Raw genomic sequence first — 23,232 nt, forward strand, 5'->3', positions numbered from 1 at the left:
ACCATGCTGGGCCGGGACCCCGGTGAACCGCACAGGACCGCCACCTCGCTGGAGCTCCTGTTCGATCTGTGCTTCGTCATCGCGGTGGCGCAGGCATCCGCGAGCCTGAGTACAGCGGTGACCGGCGGGCACTACTTCGCCGGTTCCCTGCGCTTCGCGCTGGTGTTCTTCACCATCTGGTGGGCGTGGATGAACTTCACGTGGTTCGCTTCCGCCTACGACCCTGACGACGTCCCGTACCGGTTGGCGGTGCTGGTCCAGATCACGGGGTCCCTCATTCTCGCCGCCGGCGTCCCGCGGGCGTTCGAGGAAGGCGACCTGCGCGTCATCACCCTGGGATACGCAGTCCTCCGTACGGCCCTGGCCGTCCTGTGGTTGCGCGCCGCGCGATCGGACCCCGATCGGCGTCGAACGTCTCTCCGCTTCGCCGCCGGAGTGACGGGCTGCCAGATCGGCTGGGCCGGGATGCTCGTCCTTCCGGCCCGGGTACAGCTGCCGGCCATCCTCGTGTTGATCGTTGCCGAGGTTTCCGTCCCGGTGTGGGCGCAGTCCGCCGGGATGACCCCGTGGCATCCGCACCACATCGCCGAGCGCTACGAGCTGTTCACCCTCATCGTGCTCGGTGAGTCCGTCGCAGCCGCCGCGGCAGCGGTGCGCAGTGCCTTCGATCGGAGCCACGACGCCGGTGCGCTGTACATGCTGGCAACGGGTGGGCTACTCATGGTGTTTGCCATGTGGTGGCTGTACTTCGCCAGACCGGCGCACACGCTGCTCGCCACGACGCACCAGGCCCATCGCAAGAGGTTCACCTGGGCGTACGGCCACTACCTGATCTTCGCCTCCGCAGCTGCCGCGGGCGCTGGCCTGGCGGCGTACGCCGAGCTGGTCACGCGCAGCACCGAGGTGCCCTCGGCGGCAGCGGGTACCGCGGTCACCCTGCCGGTGGCGATCTTCCTGATCACCGTGTGGGCCGTACACATTCGGCCGCACCAACACAGCGGCGTCGAGCAGTTCGCGTATCCCGCTGTCGCGATCACTGTCGTGGCGGCCGCTCATTCCCCGGCGCCGGCCCTGATCGCCGGTCTGCTGGGGGCGGCTCTGGTCGCCGTGGTCACGGTGGCCGACCGGACCGGACGGGAGCGGCACTGAGGTGGAAAACACAGCTGCGCGGACGAACGAGTTCGTCCGCGCAGCGCGGTGTACCCCAGGTCAGCTCGTCGCCCGAACCGCGTCGCGGATCAGGTCGGCGACTTCCTTCGGCTGGGAGACGGCGACCGCGTGCGACGCCCCCGCGATCTCGACGACGGTCGCCCCGGCGCGCTTGGCCCCGAACCGCTGGACCTCGGGGTTGATCGCCTGGTCCGCTCCGGCCACGAGGGCCCACGACGGCTTGGTCTTCCACGCCGCCGCCGAGGCCGTCTCCTCGAACGCGGCAGCGGCCAGCGGCCGCTGGGCCATGGCCAGGACCTTGGTGACGTCGGCGGGCACGTCGGCGGCGAAGACGGACGGGAACGCGTCGGCAGCGATGGTGACCTCGATCGCGGGGGCACCGCCCTCAACGGGGTACGTCCACTGCTTCAGGTTGCTCACCAGTGGGGAGAGGGGGAAGCGTCCCTGCAGCTCGCCGAGGCTCTCGCCCTCCTCCAGGACGTAGGCGGCCACGTAGACGAGCCCGACGACGTTCTCGGTGGTGCCGGCCACGGTGATCAGCGCGCCGCCGTAGGAGTGGCCGACCAGGATGACGGGGCCGTCGATCTGGGAGGTCACGGAGGCGATGTAGGCGGCGTCGGCGGCAAGTCACCGCAGTGGGTTGGGCGCGGCGATCACCGGGATGCCGTGACGCTGCAGTTCCCTATATCCCCGGACCAGCTTGCCGCGTCGGCGAACGCGCCGTGGACGAGGACGACGGTGGAGGTGGACGTGGTCATGTCCGGTTTCTCCTTGTCGCTCAGGCGGCGTGCAGGGCGGAGCGCAGGGTGTCGGCGGCCAGCGTGATGGCGGCCTCGGCGGCGTTGGTCTCACGCAGGGCGTTGAGCATCACGAAGTCGTGGATGATGCCCTGGAAGCGGATCGCGGTGACGGGGACCCCGGCCTCGCGGAGCTTGCCGGCGTACGCCTCGCCTTCGTCGCGCAGCACGTCGGCCTCGGCGGTGATGACCAGGGCCGGGGGCAGTCCGGTGAGTTGCTCGGTGGTGGCGCGCAGCGGGGAGGCGGTGATCTGGGTGCGCTCGGCCTCGTCGGTCGTGTACTGGTTCCAGAACCACTGCATGCCGTCGCGGCGCAGGAAGTAGCCGGTGGCGAACTGGTGGTAGGAGCCGGTGTCGAAGCTCGCGTCGGTGACCGGGTAGAACAGCACCTGCTGCACCAGCGGGATCCCGCCGCGCTCCTTGGCCATCAGCGTCAGCGCGGCGGTCATGTTGCCGCCGACCGAGTCACCGGCGACGGCGATGCGGGCGGGGTCCAGGCCCTTGGTCGCGCCCTGCTGGACGACCCACTGCGCGACCGTAAAGTTCTGCTCGATGGCGACCGGGTAGCGGGCCTCGGGTGACAGGTCGTACTCGGGGAAGACCACGGCGGCGCCCGCGCCGACGGCGAGTTCCCGCACCAGACGGTCGTGAGTGTGGGCGTTGCCGAAGACCCAGCCCGCCCCGTGGATGTAGATGATCACGGGGAGGGTGCCCTCGGCGCCGGCGGGCTTGACGATGCGTACGCGGACGCTGCCCGTGGGCCCGCCCGAGACGGTGATCCACTCCTCGTCGACCGCGGGCTTTTCGATGTCGCCGGACTGCGCCTCGTCGACGGCCTTGCGCCCTTCCGCCGGGGGCAGGTCGAACAGGTAGGGCGGGTTGGCGGTCGCCTCCGCGAAGGAGGCTGCCGCAGGTTCCAGCACCGGCTGTACCGGCTCGATGGCATCGGGCATGGGAATCTCCTGGGTCTTCATAGGGACGCCGACTCTTCCGGCAATGGCACGTTAAAGCCTTCGGACGTGCGGCAATTGTCCTTGAGCGCACTGCTTCTGTCCTTACAGTGCAGGGCTTCCTTCACGCCTCCGCCATGACATTCGGAGAAGGGCGCGACAGTGCGCGGTGAGGCAAACCGCTGTGCACTGGCAGGACATGGAGATGTGTTTGTCGTGTCTATCGTGTTGGCGAAGCAACAGCGGTCCCCCGCCCTTCCACACAGGGCTCGGTTCGATTCCAGCAGACGGGTATTCGAGTAGGACTGCGTCACCGAAGTCCGCCGTTGCCGGCCATGACTTGGATTGAAGTCGTTTTCCCAGAGGGGTTCAAGAGATGTCAACGATGCCCGTCGGCGGGCTGGTTCCGCGCGCCATCGACGAAGCCGCGGACGTCGTCGTCCGCAACGCCAAGATCCACACCGGGGACCCGGCCCGCCCGCAGGCGGAGGCGGTCGCCATCCGCGACGGCGTCATCACGGTCGTCGGTGACGACAAGGACGTGGCTCCCCACATCGGCACCGGCACGAAGGTGGTCGACGCGCTCGGGCGACGGGTGATACCGGGCCTCAACGACTCACACCTGCACGTGATCCGCGGGGGCCTGAACTACGTACTGGAGCTGCGCTGGGACGGAGTGCGCAGCCTGCGTCAGGGCCTGGCGATGCTGCGTGAGCAGGCCGCCCGCACCCCGAAGGGCCAGTGGGTGCGGGTGGTCGGGGGCTGGTCGGCCGAGCAGTTCGCCGAACGCCGGCTGCCGACCGTCGCCGAACTGAACGCCGCCGCGCCGGACACCCCGGTGTTCGTCCTGCACCTGTACCAGTCGGCCGTGCTCAACCGCGCGGCGCTCAAGGCCGCCGGGTTCACCAAGGACACGCCCGACCCCAAGGGCGGCCAGATCGTGCGCGGCCGGGACGGTGAACCGACCGGCATGCTGCTGGCCGCTCCCAGCGCCCTCATCCTCTACTCGACCCTGGCCAAGGCGCCGGTGCTGCAGAGCGAGGAGGAGAAGAAGACCTCCACCCGGCATTTTCTGCGCGAGTTGAACAGATTCGGACTGACGTCGGCGATAGACGCCGCCGGCGGATTCCAGAATTTCCCCGACAACTACGCCACGGTCATCGAACTGGCGAAGGCCGGCCAGCTGTCGTTGCGCATCGCCTATCACCTCTTCCCCCAGACGCCCGGCCAGGAGATCGACGACCTGGCCCGCTGGATCGAAATGGTCCGCCCCGAGGACGGGGACGCGTGGCTGCGGCTGAACGGCGCGGGTGAGAACCTTACCTGGTCGGCCGCCGACTTCGAGAACTTCACCCAGCCGCGTCCGGAACTCACGGCCGACTACGAGGCGGAATTCGAGAAAGCCGTACGTCTCCTCATGGAGAGCGGGTGGGGATTCCGGCTGCACGCCACCTACGACGAGACCATCCGCCGTGACCTCGCGGTGTTCGAGAAGCTCGCCGCGGAGGGGCTCTTCCCCGCCGGGAACCGGTGGCTGTTCGACCACGCGGAGACCGTCTCCACCGAAAGCCTCGACCGCATCGCCGCCCTCGGCGGCGCGATGTCCGTGCAGAACCGTCTGTCGTTCCAGGGCGAGGCGTTCGTACGGCGCTACGGCCCCGGAGCGGCCGCGGACGCCCCGCCGATCCGGGCCATGCTGGACCGCGGCCTGACCGTGGGCGCCGGCACTGACGCCACCCGCGTCTCCACCTACAACCCCTGGGTCGCCCTGCACTGGCTCGTCAGCGGCCGCACCGTCGGCGATCTGGCGCTGCGCCCGCCGGCGAACCGCGTCGACCGGCAGACGGCACTGGCGATGTTCACGCGCGCCGGCGCCGCACTGACCGGCGAGGAGAAGGTCAAGGGCGTGCTGCAGCCAGGGTGTTACGCGGACCTGGCGGTCCTCTCCGAGGACTACTTCACCGTGCCCGAGCCGGACATCGCCCACATCGAGTCGCTGCTGACGGTGACCGGCGGCCGGATCGTCTACGCCGCTGCCGAATACGAAGGGCTCGACGAGGAACTGCCCCCCGTCAGCCCGGCCTGGAGCCCGGTGGCGCACTTCGGCGGCTACCAGGCGTCCCACCGGGCACCCCTTCCCGGCGCCCGCCAAGCGGAGTTGCTCGGCCAGGCCGTCGCCGAGTCGGAGCAGCACCGCCAGTGGCGCATCGCGCGCGGCCTCGCCGTGGACTCCGCGAGCACGCCCTTCGATCCCTGCTTCGACCTCTGAGCTCCCGGAAGGGGCCTGGCCCTGAGCCGCCCCTTCCGGGACACCCACGAGCTCCGTCCAACAGGACGGTTTTCCCACGGCACGGACAGCAGTCCGCGCCACCTCTTGCCGAGAAAGGCTCAATCATGGTCAACATCGCCGAGGTCACCGCGGCTCCCAGCCCCGACCTGCTCACTCCGGACAACTGCGCGGTTCTCTTCGTGGACCACCAGCCGCAGATGTTCTTCGGCACCGGCAGCGGCGACCGCACCGCCATCATCAACTCCACCGTGGGCCTGGCGAAGTCCGCGAAGGTGTTCGATGTGCCCGTCGTGCTGAGCACCGTGGCCGCCGAGTCCTTCTCCGGCCCGCTCATGCCGCAGCTCGCGGACGTCTTCCCCGACCAGAAGATCATCGACCGCAGCACGATGAACGCCTGGGAGGACGTGAACTTCGTCGAGGCCGTCAAGGCCACCGGCCGCAAGAAGCTGGTCATCGCCGGCCTGTGGACCGAGGTCTGCGTCGTCCTGCCGGTGCTGTCCGCCATCGCCCAGGGCTACGAGGTCTACGTGGTCACCGACGCGTCCGGTGGTGTCAGCCCGCAGGCCCACGAGCACGCGATCCAGCGCATGGTGCAGGGCGGGGCCGTCCCGGTGACCTGGGTGCAGGTGCTGCTGGAGCTCCAGCGCGACTGGGCTCGCACCGAGACGTACGCCGCCGTGGGCGACGTGGTCAAGGAGCACGGCGGCACCTACGGCCTCGGGATGGTCTACGCGCAGGCCATCCTTGGCGCCCACGCCGCCGGCTGATCCCCGCGCCGGAACAAGAACGCCAGGAACAGGCAGGAACACGATGGACGCTGGACTGTTGATCCTCCGGCTGGTGGTGGGGCTGCTCATCGCCGCGCACGGGGTGCAGAAGGTGAGCTTCCGGCTCGGAGGCAACGGATTCGCGGGCGGGACCGAGGAGTTCCGCCGTGACGGATTCCGCGGCGGTCGGCTGACCGCGCTCGTCGCGGGAGCCAGTCAGATCGGTTCCGGCCTGTTCCTGGCGGCGGGGCTGCTCACGCCCTTGGCCGCGATGGCCGCGATGGGTGTGATGACCGTTGCGGGCACCGTGAAGTGGCCCAAAGGGCTGTGGGTCCAGAACGACGGCTACGAATACCCCCTCGTCCTGGTCGTCGTATCCGCCGTGCTGGCCCTGACCGGGCCCGGACGGTGGTCCGTGGATCACGCGCTGGCCGTCACCTCCTGGCCGGTGTGGGTCTCCGTCGCCGCGATCGTGACGGGTCCGGCGAGCGGCTTGCTCACGCGCGTGGTGCTGCACCGGCCGGCTACCGCCGCACCGGAGAGGGCGCGGCATGCGCAGGCTGCTGAGTGACGCGTTCCGCACCCTGGCACCGCGCGGCGAGGAACGGCACGGCCCGCTGCCTCCCCTGATGCTGGTCCTGACGGTGGTCACCGGTCTGGTCGACGCCGTGAGCTACCTGGCGCTCGGGCACGTCTTCGTCGCCAACATGACCGGAAACGTGGTCTTCCTGGGGTTCGCCCTGGCAGGCGACGACAGCCTGTCCGCGCTCGCGTCCGTCGTCGCGATGGGCTCCTTCCTCATCGGCGCGCTCGCAGGGGGCAAGCTCGGCACACGGTTCGCCACGCACCGAGGCCACCTGCTGAGCTCGGCCACGGCTGTGCAGACCGTCCTGGTCTCGGTCACGGTGGTGGCCGCCGCTGTGTCGGACGGCCGGGTCACCCCCGGCGTCCAGTACACGCTGATCGTGTTCCTGGGGCTCGCCATGGGTCTGCAGAACGCGGTCGCCCGGCGCCTGGGCGTCCCGGATCTCACCACGACCGTCCTGACCCTGACCCTGACGGGCCTGGCAGCGGACTCCACTCCGGCCGGCGGCGAGGCGCCGCGCCCCGGCCGGCGGATCCTCTCCGTGCTCGCGATGTTCCTCGGCGCCATCGTCGGAGCCCTGCTCCTACTGCACGGCCATCTTGTCCTCGTTCTGGTCATGACGCTGGTATTGCTCGCGGTCACCACCGTGACCACCCATCGTCTCTCGACCGCCGATGCCGCCTGGATCCGGCCACGGCCCTGAACGACACACCGGCCCACCGGTGGCAGTGCGCCGAGGGAACACACCCCGTGCGCTGACGGTCAACCACGACCGGTGGGCCGGTCCTAGTTTCAATCGGTTCGCCGGAGTCAACCCGCCCGCACCCCCCGCTTGGACCAGCATGAGCCCCGCACCACCCGCCACACCGACACAGCCGCCGAAGCCGGATTCGGCATGGGCGCCGCTCGCGGCACGCCTCTTCCGGGCCCTGTGGATCGCCCAGTTGGTCTCCAACATCGGCAGCTGGATGCAGATGGTGGGCGCCCAGTGGCTGCTGATCGGGCACGACGCGGCACTGGTGACGCTGGTACAGACGGCCTCCAGCCTGCCCGTCGTGCTCCTGGCCCTGCCCTCGGGCGTGGTCGCAGACCGCTACGACCGTCGCGTGGTGCTCCTGACCGCGCAGCTGGCCATGCTCGCGATCTCCGGCGCGCTGACCGCGCTGGCGTTCGCGGACGCGCTCACTCCCATGCTGCTGCTGGTCCTCACGTTCCTGCTGGGATGCGGCACCGCGTTAATGGGCCCGGCCTGGCAAGCGATCCAGCCCGAGCTGGTGGAACGACGCCAACTGGGACAGGCCGCCGCGCTCGGCGGCGTGAACATGAATCTTGCCCGCGCCGTCGGGCCGGCCGTCGGCGGAGTGGTCGTGGCGACGGCGGGTGCGGGGTGGGTGTTCGCCTTCAACGCCGCTTCCTACCTCGGCATCGCCGTCGTGCTGATGCTCTGGCGGCGCCCCCGGACCGTCGGCGCCGACGCCGGAGGCGAGAAGCTCCTGAGCGCCCTTGACGCAGGCCGCCGCTTTGTCTGGTACGCACCTGCCGTCCGCCGGGTCCTCCTGCGGATGGCCTTGTTCATCCCCGGCGGCGCCGCTCTGTGGGCGCTGCTGCCGCTGGTCGCGAGCCGCTCCCTGCACCTGGGCTCCGGCGGCTACGGACTGCTGCTCGGCGCGGTCGGGGTGGGAGCGGTGGCGGGCGCCTTCGTACTGCCTCGCAGCAACAGGGCGCTCGGCGCCAACGGCACTCTGAGCAGCGGCGCTCTGATCTTCGCAGGTGTCCTCGTGGTCCTGGCCACCGTACGGATTCCGTGGCTGGTGACAGTGTCACTGCTGTTCGCCGGACTGGCGTGGATCGGCGTCCTGTCCACCCTCAACGCGGCCATGCAGACGCAGCTCCCGGGCTGGGTCAGGGCCCGGGGCCTCGCCGTATATCTTCTTGTCTTCCAGGGCGGCCAGGCGCTGGTGGCGCCGCTGTGGGGTGCCCTCGCCGACCGGCTGGGGCTCGCCGTCCCTCTCCTGACAGGCAGCGCGTTGCTGCTGCTCAGCGCCATCAGCGTGCGTCGCTGGCCGATGCATGGGGCGGAGGGCATCGACCCCTCCCCCTCCGAGCACTGGCCGGTCCCGCCCCTGGTGTTCGAGCCGGGCCCGACCGTCGGCCCGGTGCTGATCACCGTCTCCTACCGCGTCGCCCCGGGAAACGAAACAGCCTTCAGCAACTGCATGGACCACGTCGCCCGTTCCCGGCGGCGCACCGGAGCCCTCACCTGGGGTCTGTACCAGGACGGACAGGATCCCGGGCACTTCATCGAGAACTACCTCGTCGCCTCCTGGTCCGAGCATCTCGCCCAGCACAGCGACCGGCTCACCCGCACCGACCGCCGCTACGAGGAGCGGGCACGCCGTCTCCTGGTCCCCGGCACCCGGCCGGAGGTGACCCATGCCTTCGACACGTCCTCGGGACCCGTCGCGCCGGCGACAACACATCCATCGTGGAAGGGAGACGGTGCACAGTGAGCAACGTCGAGACAGAACCAACCGAGTCGCACGGCACGACGCCGGCCGATAGCGACCGTAACGCGAGAGCTCCACGCGTCGACGTACTCGCCCCAAGGGACGTCCCTCTCGGCGGCCCACGGGCGATGAAGGTGCGGCGCACACTGCCGCAGCGTGCCCGGACGTTGATCGGAGCCTGGTGCTTCGTCGATCACTACGGCCCCGACGACGTCGCCGACACGGGCGGCATGGACGTCGCCCCTCATCCGCACACCGGACTGCAGACGGTGAGCTGGCTGTTCAGCGGAGAGATCGAGCACCGCGACAGTCTCGGCAGCCACGCGTTGGTACGACCGGGCGAGTTGAACCTCATGACGGGCGGGTACGGCATCAGCCACTCGGAGGTCTCGACGGCGCGGACCACGATCCTGCACGGCGTGCAGCTGTGGGTGGCGCTGCCCGACCAGCACAGGTACGCGGAACGCGACTTCCAGCACTACGTGCCCGACCTCGTACGGATCACGGGAGCCGAAATCAGGGTGTTCCTGGGCTCCCTCGCCGGCGCTGCCTCCCCCGTACCGACGTTCACGCCCCTGCTCGGCGCCGAAATCCTCCTGGACCCCCGGGCGACTGTCACGCTCGCCGTCGATCCCGCCTTCGAGCACGGCCTCCTCGTCGACCGCGGACCTGTCCGCGTGGCCAACGCCCTTCTGCGTCCTGCGGAGTTGGGCTACTCCGACACCGGGAATCACACATTGACGCTGACGAACGAGTCGGACAACACGGCACGGACCGTCCTGCTCGGGGGAACGCCCTTCGGCGAACAGATCGTCATGTGGTGGAACTTCATCGGCCGCAGCCACCAAGAGATCGTCCGGGCTCGCGACGACTGGCAGAACGCCTCCGACCGCTTCGGCGCGGTCAATGGATACGACGGCGACCGCCTTCCCGCGCCGGCCCTGCCGAACGCCGTCATCGCACCGCGAGGAAACCCCCCGCGCCGCTGACCCGCACCGACCGAAAGGATCCCGATCCCCATGAGCCAGCCCCCCGGCGCCCCGACCGTCGAGCGGGTGGACACCCGGCACCGTTACGAAATCCGGGTCGACGGCAAGCGCGTCGGCCTGACCGCGTACCGCGATCGTGGTGAGCAACGAATCTTTCACCACACCGAAGTCGACGGCGCCTTCACCGGCCAGGGGCTCGCAGCGCAGCTCGTCCATGAGGCACTCACCGACGTGCGCAGGTCGGGCAAGCGCATCGTGCCGGTCTGCCCGTATGTGGCCAAGTACCTCATCCGCCATAAGGAGTTCAACGACATCACCGATCCGGTGACCTCTGCGGTCCTGGAGTGGCTGGACACGGAGCTGGGCTGACGGCCGGGTTGGTACTCACCCGCCTACGGGTGTCCCGAGCCCGATGGGAAAGGGCCCGGCAGCGTCGGCTGCCGGGCCCTCCGTCGTGCAGCGCAATCAGCCGGTAACCCGTGCATCGGTGACCGGAGAGCCGACGCGCGACGCTGCCAGCGCCTGCCATTCGCTGGGGGACATGCCGTACGCGTCGCGGAAGGTGCGGCTGAAATGCGCTGGGCTGCTGAAACCCCAGCGGTGCGCCACAGCGGCCACAGTGATCCGTCGGTTCGGCGTCCGGCTCAGCTCGCGCCTGCAGGCGTCAAGTCTCCTCCGCCGCACCCACTGGCTCACCGTGGTGCCGTCGTTCTGGAAGAGCTTGTGCAGGTAGCGGACCGAGATGTGGTGCGCGCTTGCGATCGATTCCGGTGACAGGTCCGGCTCCATCAGGTGCTCTTCGATATAGGCCCGGATCCGGGACAGCATCTCGTCGCCGGCCTTCGACACACTCGACGCCTCGGCTGCGGTCTCCGTCTCAAGGAGTTCCATGACAAGGACAGTGACGAGATCCATGGCACTGCGGGCGAGCCGGTCACCGATCATGGACGTCTGGAACTCCGCCTCGGCGGCGAGCGCGGAGAGAAGGTCCGACACCATCGCACCCAAGCCCCGGCAGCCTCGCACGGTCACCCCCACGACGCGGTCCAGATCCGATTCCGAAACTCCCAGATAGCAGCGGGGTATACGGAAGACCGTCATCTGGCAGTCGTCGCGGAACCGCAGGGAATTCCGCCGACTTGGATCGCAGAAAAGGAGGTCACTCGGATCCAGGAAAACCTCGTCCCCTTCCCGGGTGATCGCGACCGAGCGACGGTCGATCATTCCCAGGTAGAGGAATTCCTCATCCTCCTCGTCGGGCACAGCGGAAACGATCTGGATGCCTCCTGATGACACGGGTTCGGCGGTGGACATGCTGCTCTTCCCTTGGCTGAAGGACGTGCCGCCGTAGGCGGCCTCACGTTCTTCAGCCTGGCAACAGCCTGTTCCGCAGGCATCAGTAAGTTGACGGTCGATTTCTGACGGCCCGCGGACAGGCGTGTCACCACCGCCGGAGGCGGAGCCGGCCGTCAGCGCCGGTCGGCCAGGGCGTCCCCGAGGAAGCGGCCGCCCTGGCCGATCGCGGCCCTCGTGGGAGGGCTGTTCCGCAAAGGGTGCAGGGAGACGAAGTCGTGCACCGTCCCCAGATAGCGAACGGAGGTCACTGGCACGCCCGCCAGCCGCAGCGAGCGAGCGTACTGTTCGCCCTCATCCCGTACGACATCCGCCTCCGCCGACACGACCAGAGCAGGGGGCAGTCCTGCGAGATCCTCGAGGGTGGCCCGCAGTGGCGCGGCCGTCGGCTCCGCGAGCTCGCGCTCGTCGTCGACGTATTGCTGCCAGTACCACTGGACAGCCGCGCGCGTCAGGAGGTAACCGTACTCGAACTGTTCTCCCGACTCGGTGTCGCTGTCCGGGTCGGTCATCGGGTAGTAGAGCAGCTGCGCGCGGATGCGGGGGCCGCCACGCTGCTTGGCCATCATGGTGAGGGCCGTGGCCATGGTCGCGCCGGCGCAGTCGCCGGCCACCGCCATCCGCCGGTCGTCCAGGGCCAGTTCGGCCGCCTGCTCGACCACCCATGCCAGTACCGCGTACGACTCCTCCAGCGGGACCGGGTAGCGGGCCTCCGGAGTACGGGTGTATTCGGGCACCACGAAGGCGGCGCCGCTGATGGCTGCCAACTCGCTGATCATTCGCGCATGCGTCCGGCCGTCGCCGAGCATCCATCGGCCGCCGTGCAGGTACACGACCACGGGAAGGGGACCGGTCGGCCGCGTCGGCCGGAAAAGCCAGAAGCCGACGAGCCCGGAGGGACCCACCGGCGCCACCCTGAACTCGGCGCCCACGGCGAAGTCGTCCGGCATGTGGCCCTGCATCTCCAGCAGTGCCTGCCGACCGTCGACGGGACCGAGCTGGTGCAGGTACGGCGGTGCGGCACAGGCGTCGACGAGCCGCTGAACGACGGGATCGAGGACGACGGCAGGACGGTCGCGTCCGCCGGCATCCGTGGGGGGATCGAAGTTCACACATCTCCCTGCAACGTCACTGTTGCTCGCTGTTGGGCCTCATGCCGAAGGCCATGGCATGTGAGGCCGAACCGCAGGAGTGCCTCTACCGTACTGCTCACCGTTGCGGCCTCATAGATCCTCGAAAAGACCGCGGAGCTGGTTGCGGCTGCTGACGCCCAGCTTCGGATACACGTTGTAAAGGTGGGAACTGACCGTGCGTGGGGACAGCATCAGCTGCTCGGCGATTTCCCGATTGCGCAGCCCCCGCGCCGCCAGCCGGACGATCTCCCGCTGCTGGGCGGTCAGCTCCGCCAGTGGGTCGGCCTTGGCGGGCTCGGTGGCCACGCCGCTGGCCCGCAGCTCCACCCGTGCCTCCTCTGCCAGGCCCGCCGCACCGAGCCGAGTGAACGACTCCAGCGCCGTGGCCAGGAGCGGGCGGGCGTCCAGAGGGCGCCGTCGCCTGCGCAGCCACTGCGCGTAGTGCAGCCTTGCCTGCGCACGCGCCAACGGCCACTGATCGGCCGCCGGGTTCACCGTGGCGAGCCGGAAGTGGTGCTCGGCGTCCTTGGGTTCGCCGGTCAGCGCGGCGGCATGGTGCAGCAGCAGGGTCATCCGCATCGTCGGCTGCGGCCCCATGGCGGCGCGCACCGCCTCGACGATGCGCGCTGCCTCCTTCTCCCGGCCCGTCCGCTGGGCGGCCACGGCGAGATCTGCGATCGACCGGGGTGACAGGAAATAGTGCAGAGGCGTGCCGTCCTCACCGAACAGCTGACGGAAATGCCGGAACGCGCCGTCGAAGTCGCCAGCCACCGCGGCAGCGGTACCCGCGGCCCGCAGGAGGCGGGCGTGGGTGGCGCGGTTCTCCTCCAGGCCGACCGCCGTCCAGGCCGGGTCCGCCGGCATGTCGTCGGTCGCACCACGCAGGGCCCGCAGGGTTGCCCGCAACGCCTCGACGTCGATCTGCAGATGCCGCCACTGGTGAACAGCCGCCAACGCCGCGGACTTGTCCAAATGCTCGTCGGCCTCCGCCCATCGGCCGGTGTCGATCAGCGACGCCGCCACCGCCGCGAGCGAGGCTGCGGCCGAGCCCAGGGCACCGCACGCACTGAGCTTGGCGTACCCCTGCCGGTGGGCGTCGATGCACAGGTCGGATTCGTCGGCGTACCAGGCAACCGCACCCAGGCCCAGGAGACGGGTCGTCGCCGCGACGTCGGCCGACTCCTCGGAAGCCCCCGGCTCTCGAAGGATTCGTCGCAGCAACTCGGGGGCCCGGGTGGGGTCGGCTCCGGCCAGGGAGGCGGCCTGCACCGCGTCACAGCTGTCGCTCGTCGCCAGCTCGGCGTAGGGGGCTTCGGAGTTCCCGCTATCCACACCGTCCAGCACAGCCGCGACCGGGATCCTGACTTCGGGCAGGCCGGACTGGTAGCCGACTGCCGCGAGGACGCTGGCCAGAGCGACCACCGTCATGCCGTTCCTGGGTGGATTCGGCTCCAGCGCACTCATCAGTATCCGGAACGCGTGCCGCTGATGACCGAACAGGGACATGCCCATGCCAACGCCGCAGGCCGCCACGCCCAGCAGTTCCCGGTCCTCGGTCAGCGCGGTGACCTTGACGAACAATTCGCATACCCACAAGGGATCGCCGACCCTCTGGGCGGCTCTCAGTGCCTTCGTGTACCGGCGGGCCCGGTCGGCGATCGCGGGGCTGCACTCGGCGGAACGTTGCAACGCCTGGCCCGCCGCGTAGAAACCGCCGCGCCGCGCGGCGAGTTCGGCGGTGTCCTCCAGAGCCGCCGCCACGGACTCGTCGTGGCCGACGCATGCTGCGGCCAGGTGCCAGGCGCGGCGGGCCGGGTCGGTCGTGAGGGCGGCCGCCAGATCCCGGTGAACCTGTTGCCGGATGTGTGCCGGTGCCGCGTGATAGGAGCCCGCGCGGACCAGCGGATGCCGGAAGAGCACCTGCCCGTCCATGACGGAGACGAGGCCGATCTCCTCGGCCGGGGCCCACGCCGACAGCTCGGACCCTGCGCCGACGGCAGCCATGATGGTGGCGAGGTCTTCGCCCTGCGACGCCGCGGCATACAGGATCAACCGCTGAGTCATCTCCGGCAGACCGCGAAGCCGGGCGGCGTACAGCTCCTGGATGCGCTCCGTCCGCGGCAGTCCGCTGCCGGGCAGCACGCCCACGCCGCCCGTTCCGGCCGCGCGGCACAGCTCGATGATGGCCAGTGGGTTTCCACCGGCCTGCCGCAGCAGCTCGATCCGCGTCCAGCCTGTGGGTGCGTGCGGCTGGGCGTCCAGAAGTTCGGCCGCGGCCGGTTCGGTCAACGGCCCCAACAGCACAGTGGGCAGGTCTGCCGGCACCCCGGCGGGGGCCGTGTGGCCACGTGCGGTCAGCAGCACTGACACGTCCTGGGCCGTGATGCGGCGCATCACGAAACCGCACACGTCGAGAGAATCCCGGTCGAAGTACTGGACGTCGTCGAGGGCCAGCAGGACGCGCTGCCGCTTCGAGACATCGCTCAACAGCGCCAGGACGGCCGTGCGCAGCAGCATGGAGTCGGGCGGTCCCTCCTCGAGAGCGATACCGAACGCCGTCTCGAGTGCCCCCCGCAGATGGTCGGGCAGCGCGGCGGCATCGGACAGAACGGGGAGGAGCAGCTGGTGCAGGGACGCGAAGGACTGAGGCGACTCGGCCTCGATGCCCTGAGACGCCAGGACGAGCGTCCCCCTGTCCCGTGCGTGGTCCACGGCGTCCGCCAGCAGCCTCGACTTGCCCGTGCCGGGGTCGCCGAGCAGGAGCAGCGTCCGTGGTTCGGTCCGCCCCCCTTCGACGATGCTCAGGACCTGGGCGACCTCGGCCTGCCGGCCCACCAGCCGTATACCGGATACCGGGGAGTGCGTGGTGCCGCGCCTGACTCCCGGCTCGACCACGGTCAGTTCGGCCACGACGGCTCCTTCTTCGTTTCGTCCGGGCCTGCCCGGAGGGCGATCATTCGCTTCCCGCCATGAGCTCGGCTATGACGCGGTCCAAGTCCACGTGAAGCCCCTCCGTGCCCGGTGGCACGAGCAGGTCGGTCTGCCGCAGGAACGCGGTGACCGCCGGGGCCGAGATGTCCAGCAGCGCGGCTCCCGCGGTGGACCTGACGACCACGCGCACCGAGTACCGGTGGCAGCGGTGCCGGGGTATGACGAGGACGTCTCCGACGCCCACCGGTTTGTGCAGGCCCTCCGACAGCAGGCTGCGGGCGAACACCCAGTCGACCGTGCCCGTCGACGTCGCTCCGAGGGAAAGGCACACCGCGTAGGGATCGGTCCTGTCATAGCGCAGCTCCGCGGGCAGTGATGCAGGAGGCTGACCCGCGACGGCGACGTGCACCACCACGTCGTGGGTGACCGATATCTCGTCGGCGGCATCGGAAAACGGCTTGCTCATTTCGTACCCCGATCATGGGCTTCCTCAGAGGCGATTCCTCTGCAGAGAACCTAAATCGGCTCATACGAATACCTTCTCCGGGAACGTACGGGGTGTTACCTGAGAAGGAAGAGCAGATTCCGGTCGATGGGCGTCCCGCCATTCGCTGGGGGACATCCCATAAGCGGCCCGGAATACTCGGCTGAAATGGGCGGCACTGGTAAAGCCCCACCGGTGTGCCACCGCAGCGACGGTGAGACCCGTATTCTCCCGGCGGCCCAGATCCCGTAGGCACGCCTCCAGTCGGCGGCTCTGGATCCACCGGCTGACCGTGGTGTCCTCGCGCTCGAACAGTTTGTGCAGGTAGCGCACGGAAATGTGGTGGGCGTGGGCGATGCTCTTCGGAGTGAGATCCGGATCTTCGAGGTGGCGCCCGATGAACGCCCGGATCCGCAGCAGTAGCGCCGCGTCGCCGCTCGGGGTCCCGGTGGAGATCCTGCCGAGCCGCTCGTCGGCCAGGACGGTCAGGATGTCCACGACATTGCGGGCGATCGACTCGCCGGTGTGGGCAGGGTACGTCCCGGCCTCGTCCGCGAGCCGCGCCAGGCAGGTGGACAGCAGCCCTCCCAGCGTCGTGCCGGAGCGGACGGGAGACGCCGTGAGGTGCCGCAGGTCCGACTCGCTCAGGCCCAGGATCTGCCGGGGTACCACGAGGGACTTGGTCTGGAAGCAATCACCGAAGATCAGCCGGACCGGGCGCGCCATGTCGTAGATGAAGACTTCCCCTTGCCGCAGGGCGACATCGCGGGTGTCCTGCTCGAGCCGGGCGTCGCCCTTGCTCAACAGCGTCACTACGACGTACTGCTCCTCGTCGCCCTGGACGATGAGCCGCGGGATGCGCCGGTCCTCCAGCGGATCACCGTCGACCGTGGTGACCTGGAGCCGGCCGAGCGGCGCCGTGCGGATCGATCCCGAGTTCACCTCTCGGGGGACCGACATGTCCACGGCGCCGAAGGTCCGGGACAGGGCCTCACGCCAGTAGGCGCGTCGTTGGTGGGCGGGCACCGTAGCCGTGGTGAGCACGTCGCCGACGAAGCTTCCCTCGTCGGGTGCCGGGGTGCCCGGCACCTCCCCCAGTCCTTCAAGTTTCTGAGCCACCACTCCAGCATCACGACAAACCGGTGTCCGGACATCACACGGATCGTGCGATGCGAGGCGGGCCCTGTGTGATATGAAGCGGTTACTCTCCGCTGTCGCGGGCGGCGACCAGTTGGGCCAGCTCCACGCGCGAGGTGATGTCGAGCTTGGTGAAGGCGCGACGCAGGTGCGAGCTCACCGTGTGCGGTGAGAGGGAGAGACGCTCGGCGACCTGCCGGTTGGTCAGTCCCTGTGCGACGAGCCGCACCACACCGACTTCCGAGACCGTCAGCTCGGGCCACCCCTTCACGGTTCCTGTGGACGTGGTTCGCCGCCGGACGCCCGCGGCCCGCAGGCGGCTGCGGACACGCGCGACGTCGCGCTCGGCGCCCGCTTCCGTGTAGAGGGCCAGGGCGGTGTCGAGGTAGGGCACGGCCTCGGACGCACGGGTGGCGGCCAGCTTGCGCCCGGCGTCCTCCAGCGCCGACGCGCGGGGCAGGAGCCGGGGACAGGCGTCGTACAGGCGGACGGCACGCAGCAAGTGAGCGAGGTCGTTGTCGAGCAGACCGCGAGCGTGAGCGGCCGATGCTGCCAGAACCGTGAAGTCGGGGTTGAGCTTCGCGCGTCGCTCCGCCACACAGACGGCCACTTCGGCCTTTTCGTGGGCACCGGCCCGCAGTGCCATGCGGACGAAGACAGGAGCGTCAGCGGGATCGTCGGGGCTGGCGAGAGAGGGTCTCTCCTCGGGGAGCGCCACGGCCGCTTCGTCGAGTACCTGCATGGCCTGGTCGGGCCGGCCCTCGAAGTCCGCCACCAGTGCCGTCATCCAGGAGCCGACATTGCGGACGAGCGGCGCCTCGTCGCTGAGCATCCGCTCCGCCTGGGCCGCGTACATGCGTGCGGCCTCCTGATCGTTGGTGTGGACGGCGACACGCACCAGCGTGTACAGGAGCGTGGCGTCGGCGAAATTGCCCATGCCCAGCTCGTCGACCATCGCCGACGCGGCTTCCGCCTCGGCCCGGGCGTCCGCCAGCCGCCCGGCGTCCAGGAGCACGCGCGAGCGGTTCATGAGCCACAGGAGCATCGCGGCGGCCTGGCCCTGACGCCGGGTGTCCCGGACGCCGGCCTCGGACTCCGCGAGCGCGTCACCGGCCCGGCCTGCGGCGTTCAGCAGGAACGCCTGCCACAGTGCTTCCGGCACCCACAGCGAGTGGGCGATGCCGAGGTCGGCCGCCAGTGCGGCGGCCCGGTCCGCCAGCCGGAACGCCGCCTTCCAGTCCATTCGGTAGAACAGCACGACCGAGTCGACGGCCAGCGCGGTGGCCTCGGCGGCCCGGTCCCCTGCCTGGCCGGCGGTCTCGAGTGCCTCGGTCACGGCCTGGGCGGTCGCCTCGATGTCACCCACCATCGACAGGTTGAGACACAGCAGCCCCAGCAGCTGGGCCCGCAGCGTGGCCGGGATACCGGGGAGCGCCGCCCCGGTGCGGGCGTGCCGCACCGCTTCAGTGAAGTCGAACTGGCTGGACAGGCGCGCCAGCCCCATGCGTACCTGTGCCTCGTCCTCAGGTCGGAGGATGCCGGGCAGGGTCGAGGCGCCCAGCTCTTTGGCACGCGCGGCCTGCCCGCTCTGCCAGAGCAGAAGGATTGTTTCTGCGACGATCGCGGGCCGTTCCGGCGCGTCCTCGGGGATGAGCTCCAGGGCCCGACAGCTGAGTTCGGCCGCCGGTGTGGACGCGGTGGCCGAGAGTTCCGCCGCAGCGGTGCGCAGCCGCTCGATGGCCAGGCGGTCACCGACCTCCGCGCTGTCGGCCAGAAGCGTGGCGGTCTCGACCGCGGGCGCGCCTTGTGCCAGCAGCACGTCGGCGGCATGGCGGCGCAGGGCCCGGCGTACGGAGATCGGCAGGCCGGCTTCGACCGCCTCGCGGATCAGGTCGTGGCGGAAGTACAGACGGCCGTCCCGTTCGACCAGGATCTCGGAGTCGAGGGACTCCCGCACCGCGGTGAGCAGTGCGGCTGCCGGTCTCCCGAGCAGCTCGGCCAGCAGGTCTACGGTGACCGAGCGGCCCACGGCGGACGCGGTCTGCACAATGTCGCGGGCCGGTTCGGACAGCAGATCGAGTCGGCGCCCGACGGTGGACAGCAGTCGGGCCGGGATGGCTCGGCCCGACAGCCGGGCCACATCGCCCGCGACCGTGACGAAGTCCTCGTCCCGCAGCCCGCCGAGCATCTCGACCAGCAGCAGCGGCAGGCCCTCGGCGCGACGGGCGACCTTCAGGACCTCGGAGTCGGGCGCCGCGCCCAGGACGTCCTCGGCGATCTCCGCCACCGCCTCGTCCGTGAGCGGCCCGAGGCGCAACTCGTACCCGCCGGCCTGGCGCAGTCGGTCCAGTGCCCCCCGCACCAACGGGGTCGCGGTCCCGCTGCGAACGGCCACCAGCCAAAGGATCGCGTGCGACGACAGCCTGGCCGAGAGGGCGCGGACAGCGAGAAGTGTCAGGTCGTCGCACCACTGAAGGTCGTCGAGGACGATGAGCAGCGGCCGGTCCAGGGCCATCTGCTCCAGCCGGTCCTGCAGTTCCTGAAGCAGCCAGAACCGCTGGTCAGGGGCCGTGGAGAGCTCCCGCAGCTTGTCGGCGTCGAGCAGGGGTTCGACGCCGGACTGCAGCCCGTCCAGCAGCGGGCCGAGCGGCACGAAGTGTTCGTCGGGATCCGCGCCGCCCAGGAACGTGCGGAAGCCGTGCCGCACCGCTGCGGAGTGTCCCTCCGCCAGGAGCCGGCTCTTGCCGCTGCCCGGAGCACCCTCGACGCACACGACCCCGCCGTGGCCACGGGCGAGGGCGTCGAGTCGTGCGTCGAGGAATGCCAGTTCCTCGTCCCGGCCTCGCACCGGTGCCTGCGCGGCACCCGTTCCGCCGACAAGGGGCCGCTTGCTGAACCGGTCCACGCGCCATCCTCACAAGCCATGGCCGCACGGAATGCATCTGTGGCAGGCGTGCGACGGGGTGAATCTGCAGGAAGCATGCCATATGCGCGTCGGAGCGGGTGAGTATGTCCTCCCTCACCCAGGTGCTCGCCTCCTCAGAGCCGGAGGCGGCCCTCGGAGTGGTGCGGCCCGCCGGGGTCGGCTTCAGTCGAACCGCAGGTCGGAGAGCTGCCGCTCAAGCGCGGTGATGTCGTCCTCGGGCGTCGCCTCCTCGGCCGGTCGCGCGGCCAGCAGGGCGGCCAGCTCCCCGCCCGCCCGCCGTATGCGCGCGGGCAGCCCCGCCGTGTACTCGTCGCCGTCGGATCCCCAGTCCTCGGACGCCGCGTACACAGCGGTGGGTACGACGGTGGCGCGCAGGTAGGCGAAGAGCGGCCGCAGGGCGTGTTCCAGGACCAGGGAGTGGCGGGCCGTGCCTCCCGTCGCCGCGACGAGGACCGGCTTACCGGTGAGAGCGTCCGGGTCGATCAGGTCGAAGAAGGACTTGAACAGCCCGCTGTAGGAGGCGGTGAACACGGGGGTCACGACGATCAGGCCGTGGGCGCCCGTCACCGCGTCGATCGCGGCGGCCAGCGGCAGCGGAGGGAATCCGGTCACGAGGTTGTTGGCGACGGCGACGGCCAGCTCCCGCAGCTCGATGACCCCGGCCTCCACGTCCTGGCCGCGAGCAGCGAGCTCGCCGCGGGCCGACTCGGCGAGACGGTCGGCGAGCAGGCGAGTGGAGGACGGGGTGCTCAGCCCCGCGGACACAGCGACGAGCTTCATGCGGCGGACACCTCGCGAACGGCTCGCAGCGACTCGTGCGTGGGAGCGTCCGGCACATCGGCCGGGCGGCCGATCGCGAACTCCTTCCGCAGCACGGGAACCACCTCTTCGCCGAGGATATCGATCTGTTCCAGGACGGTCTTCAGGGGCAGACCCGCGTGGTCCATCAGGAACAGCTGCCGCTGGTAGTCACCGACGGTCTCACGGAAGGACAGCGTCCGCTCGATGACCTGCTGCGGAGAGCCCACCGTCAGCGGAGTCTGCTCGGTGAACTCCTCCAGCGAGGGCCCGTGCCCGTAGACGGGCGCGTTGTCGAAGTAGGGGCGGAACTCCCGTACGGCGTCCTGCGACTTCTTCCGCATGAAGACCTGCCCGCCGAGACCGACGATCGCCTCCTCGGGCCGGCCATGACCGTGGAAGGCGTACCGGCGCCGGTACAGCTGGACCATCTGCCTCGTGTGGTGCGCGGGCCAGAAGATGTTGTTGTGAAAGAAGCCGTCGCCGTAGAAGGCCGCCTGCTCGGCGATCTCCGGCGAGCGGATCGAGCCATGCCAGACGAACGGCGGTACACCGTCCAGCGGGCGCGGCGTGGACGTGAAGCCCTGCAACGGCGTACGGAACTTCCCCTCCCAGTTCACGACGTCCTCGCGCCACAGCCGGCGCAACAGGGCGTAGTTCTCCTTGGCCAGGTTGATGCCCTGCCGGATGTCCTGGCCGAACCACGGATACACCGGGCCGGTGTTGCCGCGGCCCATCATCAGGTCGACCCGGCCGTCGGCCAAGTGCTGGAGCATCGCGTAGTCCTCGGCGATCTTCACCGGGTCGTTGGTGGTGATCAGCGTCGTGGCGGTGGACAGGATCAACTTCTCGGTACGGGCGGCGATGTAGCCGAGCATCGTCGTCGGAGACGACGGTACGAACGGCGGGTTGTGGTGCTCGCCGGTCGCGAAGACGTCGAGTCCGACCTCTTCCGCCTTCAGCGCGATGGCAACCATCGCCTTGATGCGCTCACGCTCCGAGGGGGTACGGCCGTTGGTCGGGTCGGGGGTCACGTCCCCCACCGAGAAAATTCCGAACTGCATGGGGGCCTCTTCATTCCGGCAACGTTGTGGGTGCCGAAAATGTAGGCAGCGGCCGGACGGCCGTCATGCCTGTGCGTGCAGGGGAGCTTGCCCGTGAGTGCCCTGTCCCGGCCCGCGCGATGGGCCGCTGCCTGTGCAACCGCAACTGTGCAGCCTCAGTCAAGCGCAATGCCTGCGCCCGGCAGGCCCACCGCCGTGCACGCGCCCAGCTGGCCCACGCCGCAGAGGCCAGGGCCACACTCCGCACCGCGCTGCTCGGCAGCCGGGCCGCCTTCAACGAACTGCGATGCCTGGACGCCCTGCCACAGGCTCAGCGGACGGCGACGAGCGCCATGGCCGACGTCGAGTCCGCCGAGTGGGCCGCGGCCCGAGCCGAGCGGCACGGCCGTCTGGCGCTGCGTCTTCTTGCCGCACTGGGGCAAGCGGCGGTCTTGGTCATCGCTCTGCGCGCCGCCCCGGCCCAGCCGATCGCCATCGCGGTCGGCGAGGTGCTGCTCGTCGCGGCCGGGTGGGAGCTCCTGGAGAGACTCCCCCGGCTGATGCAACACGTGGCTCTGGCCGGGGACGCAGCCGGGCGCCTCGCCCCTCTCTCCGCCGAGGCGCACCCGGCGGGCCGACGACCTGCGGCCGTCCACTCCATCGACGCGGCGGGCCTCCCGCTCATCGGTTCGCCCGCTGAACTCACGATGAGCTTGCGAGGCCCCGGACTGGCCCTGGTCACCGGCCCCAACGGCAGCGGGAAGTCGACACTGCTGGGCCAACTGGCCGGGCGCGTACCAGCCCCTGCTGGAACGGTGCTACTGGACGGAACCCCCGTGCACGCACTACCTGCCTCGGCCGTCGCCGAGACGGTCACCCTCGTCGAGGCCGACGACTGGCTGGCCGACGACACGGTCGCGGCCAATCTGCGTCAGGCGGCGCCGTGGGCCGACACCACCGCGCTACGGGGCGCACTGGAAGTGATCGGCTTGTCGGCCTTGCCGCTCGACACACCGGTGGGCCCCGGCGGGCGTCTGCTGTCCCAGGGGCAGCGAAGGCGCCTTGCCACGGCACGCGCCGTATTGAGGCGTCCACCGATCCTGCTGCTCGACGAGCCGGTGGCCGGGCTGGACCGCCCCACCGCGGAGGCGCTCCTGGCCGCACTGCCCGAGGCCCTGCCCGACACCGCACTCGTGATCGCCCTGCAGGAGCAGGACCTTGCCGTGCTCAAGCGGACGCCAACAGCGGTCGTCCGGCTCGGACAGGCCGCCGAACGGCCGCTCCGTCCGCAGTGGGTGGTCTAGCAGGACTCACCGGCGGGGACAGCAGCCTCAGACATGCGGGAGCCGGGCCGCCTTCGACAGACGGCCC

At 70.0% G+C, this 23,232-nt stretch carries 18 protein-coding genes and 1 pseudogene; 9 read left to right on the top strand and 10 right to left on the bottom strand.

The window, feature by feature from the left end; translation table 11 throughout:
- Window positions 1-3 precede the first annotated feature (3 nt).
- A complete protein-coding gene (locus HJD23_RS12365) occupies window positions 4-1,149 on the top strand; it encodes a low temperature requirement protein A (RefSeq protein WP_171118118.1) in 1,146 nt (381 codons plus the stop codon).
- 60 nt (window positions 1,150-1,209) lie between these two features.
- Here HJD23_RS12365 and HJD23_RS12370 read toward each other — a convergent pair.
- Both HJD23_RS12370 and HJD23_RS12375 read right to left on the bottom strand, forming a co-directional pair.
- Window positions 1,210-1,928 (bottom strand): annotated as a pseudogene (locus tag HJD23_RS12370) (alpha/beta hydrolase).
- A gap of 20 nt (window positions 1,929-1,948) precedes the next feature.
- Window positions 1,949-2,920 (bottom strand): alpha/beta hydrolase, encoded by a 972-nt coding sequence (locus tag HJD23_RS12375; protein ID WP_171118120.1) that lies wholly within the window; start codon window positions 2,918-2,920, stop codon window positions 1,949-1,951.
- 373 nt (window positions 2,921-3,293) lie between these two features.
- Here HJD23_RS12375 and HJD23_RS12380 point away from each other — a divergent pair, with 373 nt between their 5' ends.
- The 7 genes from HJD23_RS12380 to HJD23_RS12410 all read left to right on the top strand — a co-directional run bounded on the left by HJD23_RS12380 (window position 3,294) and on the right by HJD23_RS12410 (window position 10,425).
- Window positions 3,294-5,186, top strand: coding sequence for an amidohydrolase (locus tag HJD23_RS12380; RefSeq protein WP_171118122.1), 1,893 nt, complete (start codon window positions 3,294-3,296; stop codon window positions 5,184-5,186).
- 125 nt (window positions 5,187-5,311) lie between these two features.
- Window positions 5,312-5,974: a hydrolase gene (locus HJD23_RS12385; RefSeq protein ID WP_171118124.1), complete on the top strand. Its 663-nt coding sequence runs from the start codon at window positions 5,312-5,314 to the stop codon at window positions 5,972-5,974.
- Between the two features lie 43 nt (window positions 5,975-6,017).
- Window positions 6,018-6,545, top strand: a complete 528-nt coding sequence (locus HJD23_RS12390; RefSeq protein WP_171118125.1) for a DoxX family protein — start codon at window positions 6,018-6,020, stop codon at window positions 6,543-6,545.
- On the top strand, window positions 6,526-7,263 hold the full coding sequence (locus tag HJD23_RS12395) for a YoaK family protein (RefSeq protein ID WP_171118127.1): 738 nt from the start codon (window positions 6,526-6,528) through the stop codon (window positions 7,261-7,263). Before HJD23_RS12390 ends, HJD23_RS12395 begins: the two co-directional genes overlap by 20 nt.
- A 139-nt stretch (window positions 7,264-7,402) precedes the next feature.
- Window positions 7,403-9,070, top strand: coding sequence for an MFS transporter (locus tag HJD23_RS12400; protein WP_171118129.1), 1,668 nt, complete (start codon window positions 7,403-7,405; stop codon window positions 9,068-9,070).
- Window positions 9,067-10,056, top strand: a complete 990-nt coding sequence (locus HJD23_RS12405; protein ID WP_240980691.1) for a pirin family protein — start codon at window positions 9,067-9,069, stop codon at window positions 10,054-10,056. The genes HJD23_RS12400 and HJD23_RS12405 overlap by 4 nt, the downstream gene beginning before the upstream one ends.
- A gap of 30 nt (window positions 10,057-10,086) precedes the next feature.
- Window positions 10,087-10,425 carry a GNAT family N-acetyltransferase gene (locus HJD23_RS12410; RefSeq protein ID WP_171118133.1) on the top strand — a complete coding sequence of 113 codons (339 nt, stop codon included), beginning with the start codon at window positions 10,087-10,089 and terminating at the stop codon, window positions 10,423-10,425.
- Between the two features lie 96 nt (window positions 10,426-10,521).
- Here the strand turns inward: HJD23_RS12410 and HJD23_RS12415 are convergent, their stop codons facing one another.
- From HJD23_RS12415 to HJD23_RS12450, 8 genes are all read right to left on the bottom strand, one after another.
- The gene (locus HJD23_RS12415) at window positions 10,522-11,370 is read right to left on the bottom strand and encodes an AraC family transcriptional regulator (RefSeq protein ID WP_171118135.1); all 849 of its coding nucleotides are present in this window, start codon (window positions 11,368-11,370) and stop codon (window positions 10,522-10,524) included.
- 155 nt (window positions 11,371-11,525) lie between these two features.
- Window positions 11,526-12,521, bottom strand: coding sequence for an alpha/beta hydrolase (locus HJD23_RS12420; RefSeq protein ID WP_171118137.1), 996 nt, complete (start codon window positions 12,519-12,521; stop codon window positions 11,526-11,528).
- A 111-nt stretch (window positions 12,522-12,632) separates the two neighbouring features.
- Entirely contained in the window at window positions 12,633-15,452 is a 2,820-nt protein-coding gene (locus HJD23_RS12425; protein WP_240980692.1) for a LuxR family transcriptional regulator, read from the bottom strand.
- 43 nt (window positions 15,453-15,495) lie between these two features.
- Complete coding sequence (locus HJD23_RS12430) at window positions 15,496-15,939, bottom strand: SsgA family sporulation/cell division regulator (protein WP_171118139.1); 444 nt, start codon at window positions 15,937-15,939, stop codon at window positions 15,496-15,498.
- Between the two features lie 60 nt (window positions 15,940-15,999).
- Entirely contained in the window at window positions 16,000-17,076 is a 1,077-nt protein-coding gene (locus HJD23_RS12435) for a helix-turn-helix domain-containing protein (protein WP_240980693.1), read from the bottom strand.
- An 82-nt stretch (window positions 17,077-17,158) separates the two neighbouring features.
- Window positions 17,159-19,999: a LuxR family transcriptional regulator gene (locus tag HJD23_RS12440; RefSeq protein ID WP_171118141.1), complete on the bottom strand. Its 2,841-nt coding sequence runs from the start codon at window positions 19,997-19,999 to the stop codon at window positions 17,159-17,161.
- Window positions 20,000-20,182: 183 nt separating this feature from the next.
- Window positions 20,183-20,800, bottom strand: coding sequence for an FMN reductase (locus HJD23_RS12445; RefSeq protein ID WP_171118143.1), 618 nt, complete (start codon window positions 20,798-20,800; stop codon window positions 20,183-20,185).
- Window positions 20,797-21,882 carry an LLM class flavin-dependent oxidoreductase gene (locus HJD23_RS12450; protein ID WP_171118145.1) on the bottom strand — a complete coding sequence of 362 codons (1,086 nt, stop codon included), beginning with the start codon at window positions 21,880-21,882 and terminating at the stop codon, window positions 20,797-20,799. The genes HJD23_RS12445 and HJD23_RS12450 overlap by 4 nt, the downstream gene beginning before the upstream one ends.
- Window positions 21,883-21,947: 65 nt before the next feature.
- Here HJD23_RS12450 and HJD23_RS12455 point away from each other — a divergent pair, with 65 nt between their 5' ends.
- Window positions 21,948-23,165, top strand: a complete 1,218-nt coding sequence (locus HJD23_RS12455) for an ATP-binding cassette domain-containing protein (protein ID WP_171118147.1) — start codon at window positions 21,948-21,950, stop codon at window positions 23,163-23,165.
- Window positions 23,166-23,232: the final 67 nt, after the last annotated feature.

This window comes from Streptomyces sp. Z423-1, from assembly GCF_013009255.1.
Taxonomy (GTDB): domain Bacteria; phylum Actinomycetota; class Actinomycetes; order Streptomycetales; family Streptomycetaceae; genus Streptomyces; species Streptomyces gossypiisoli.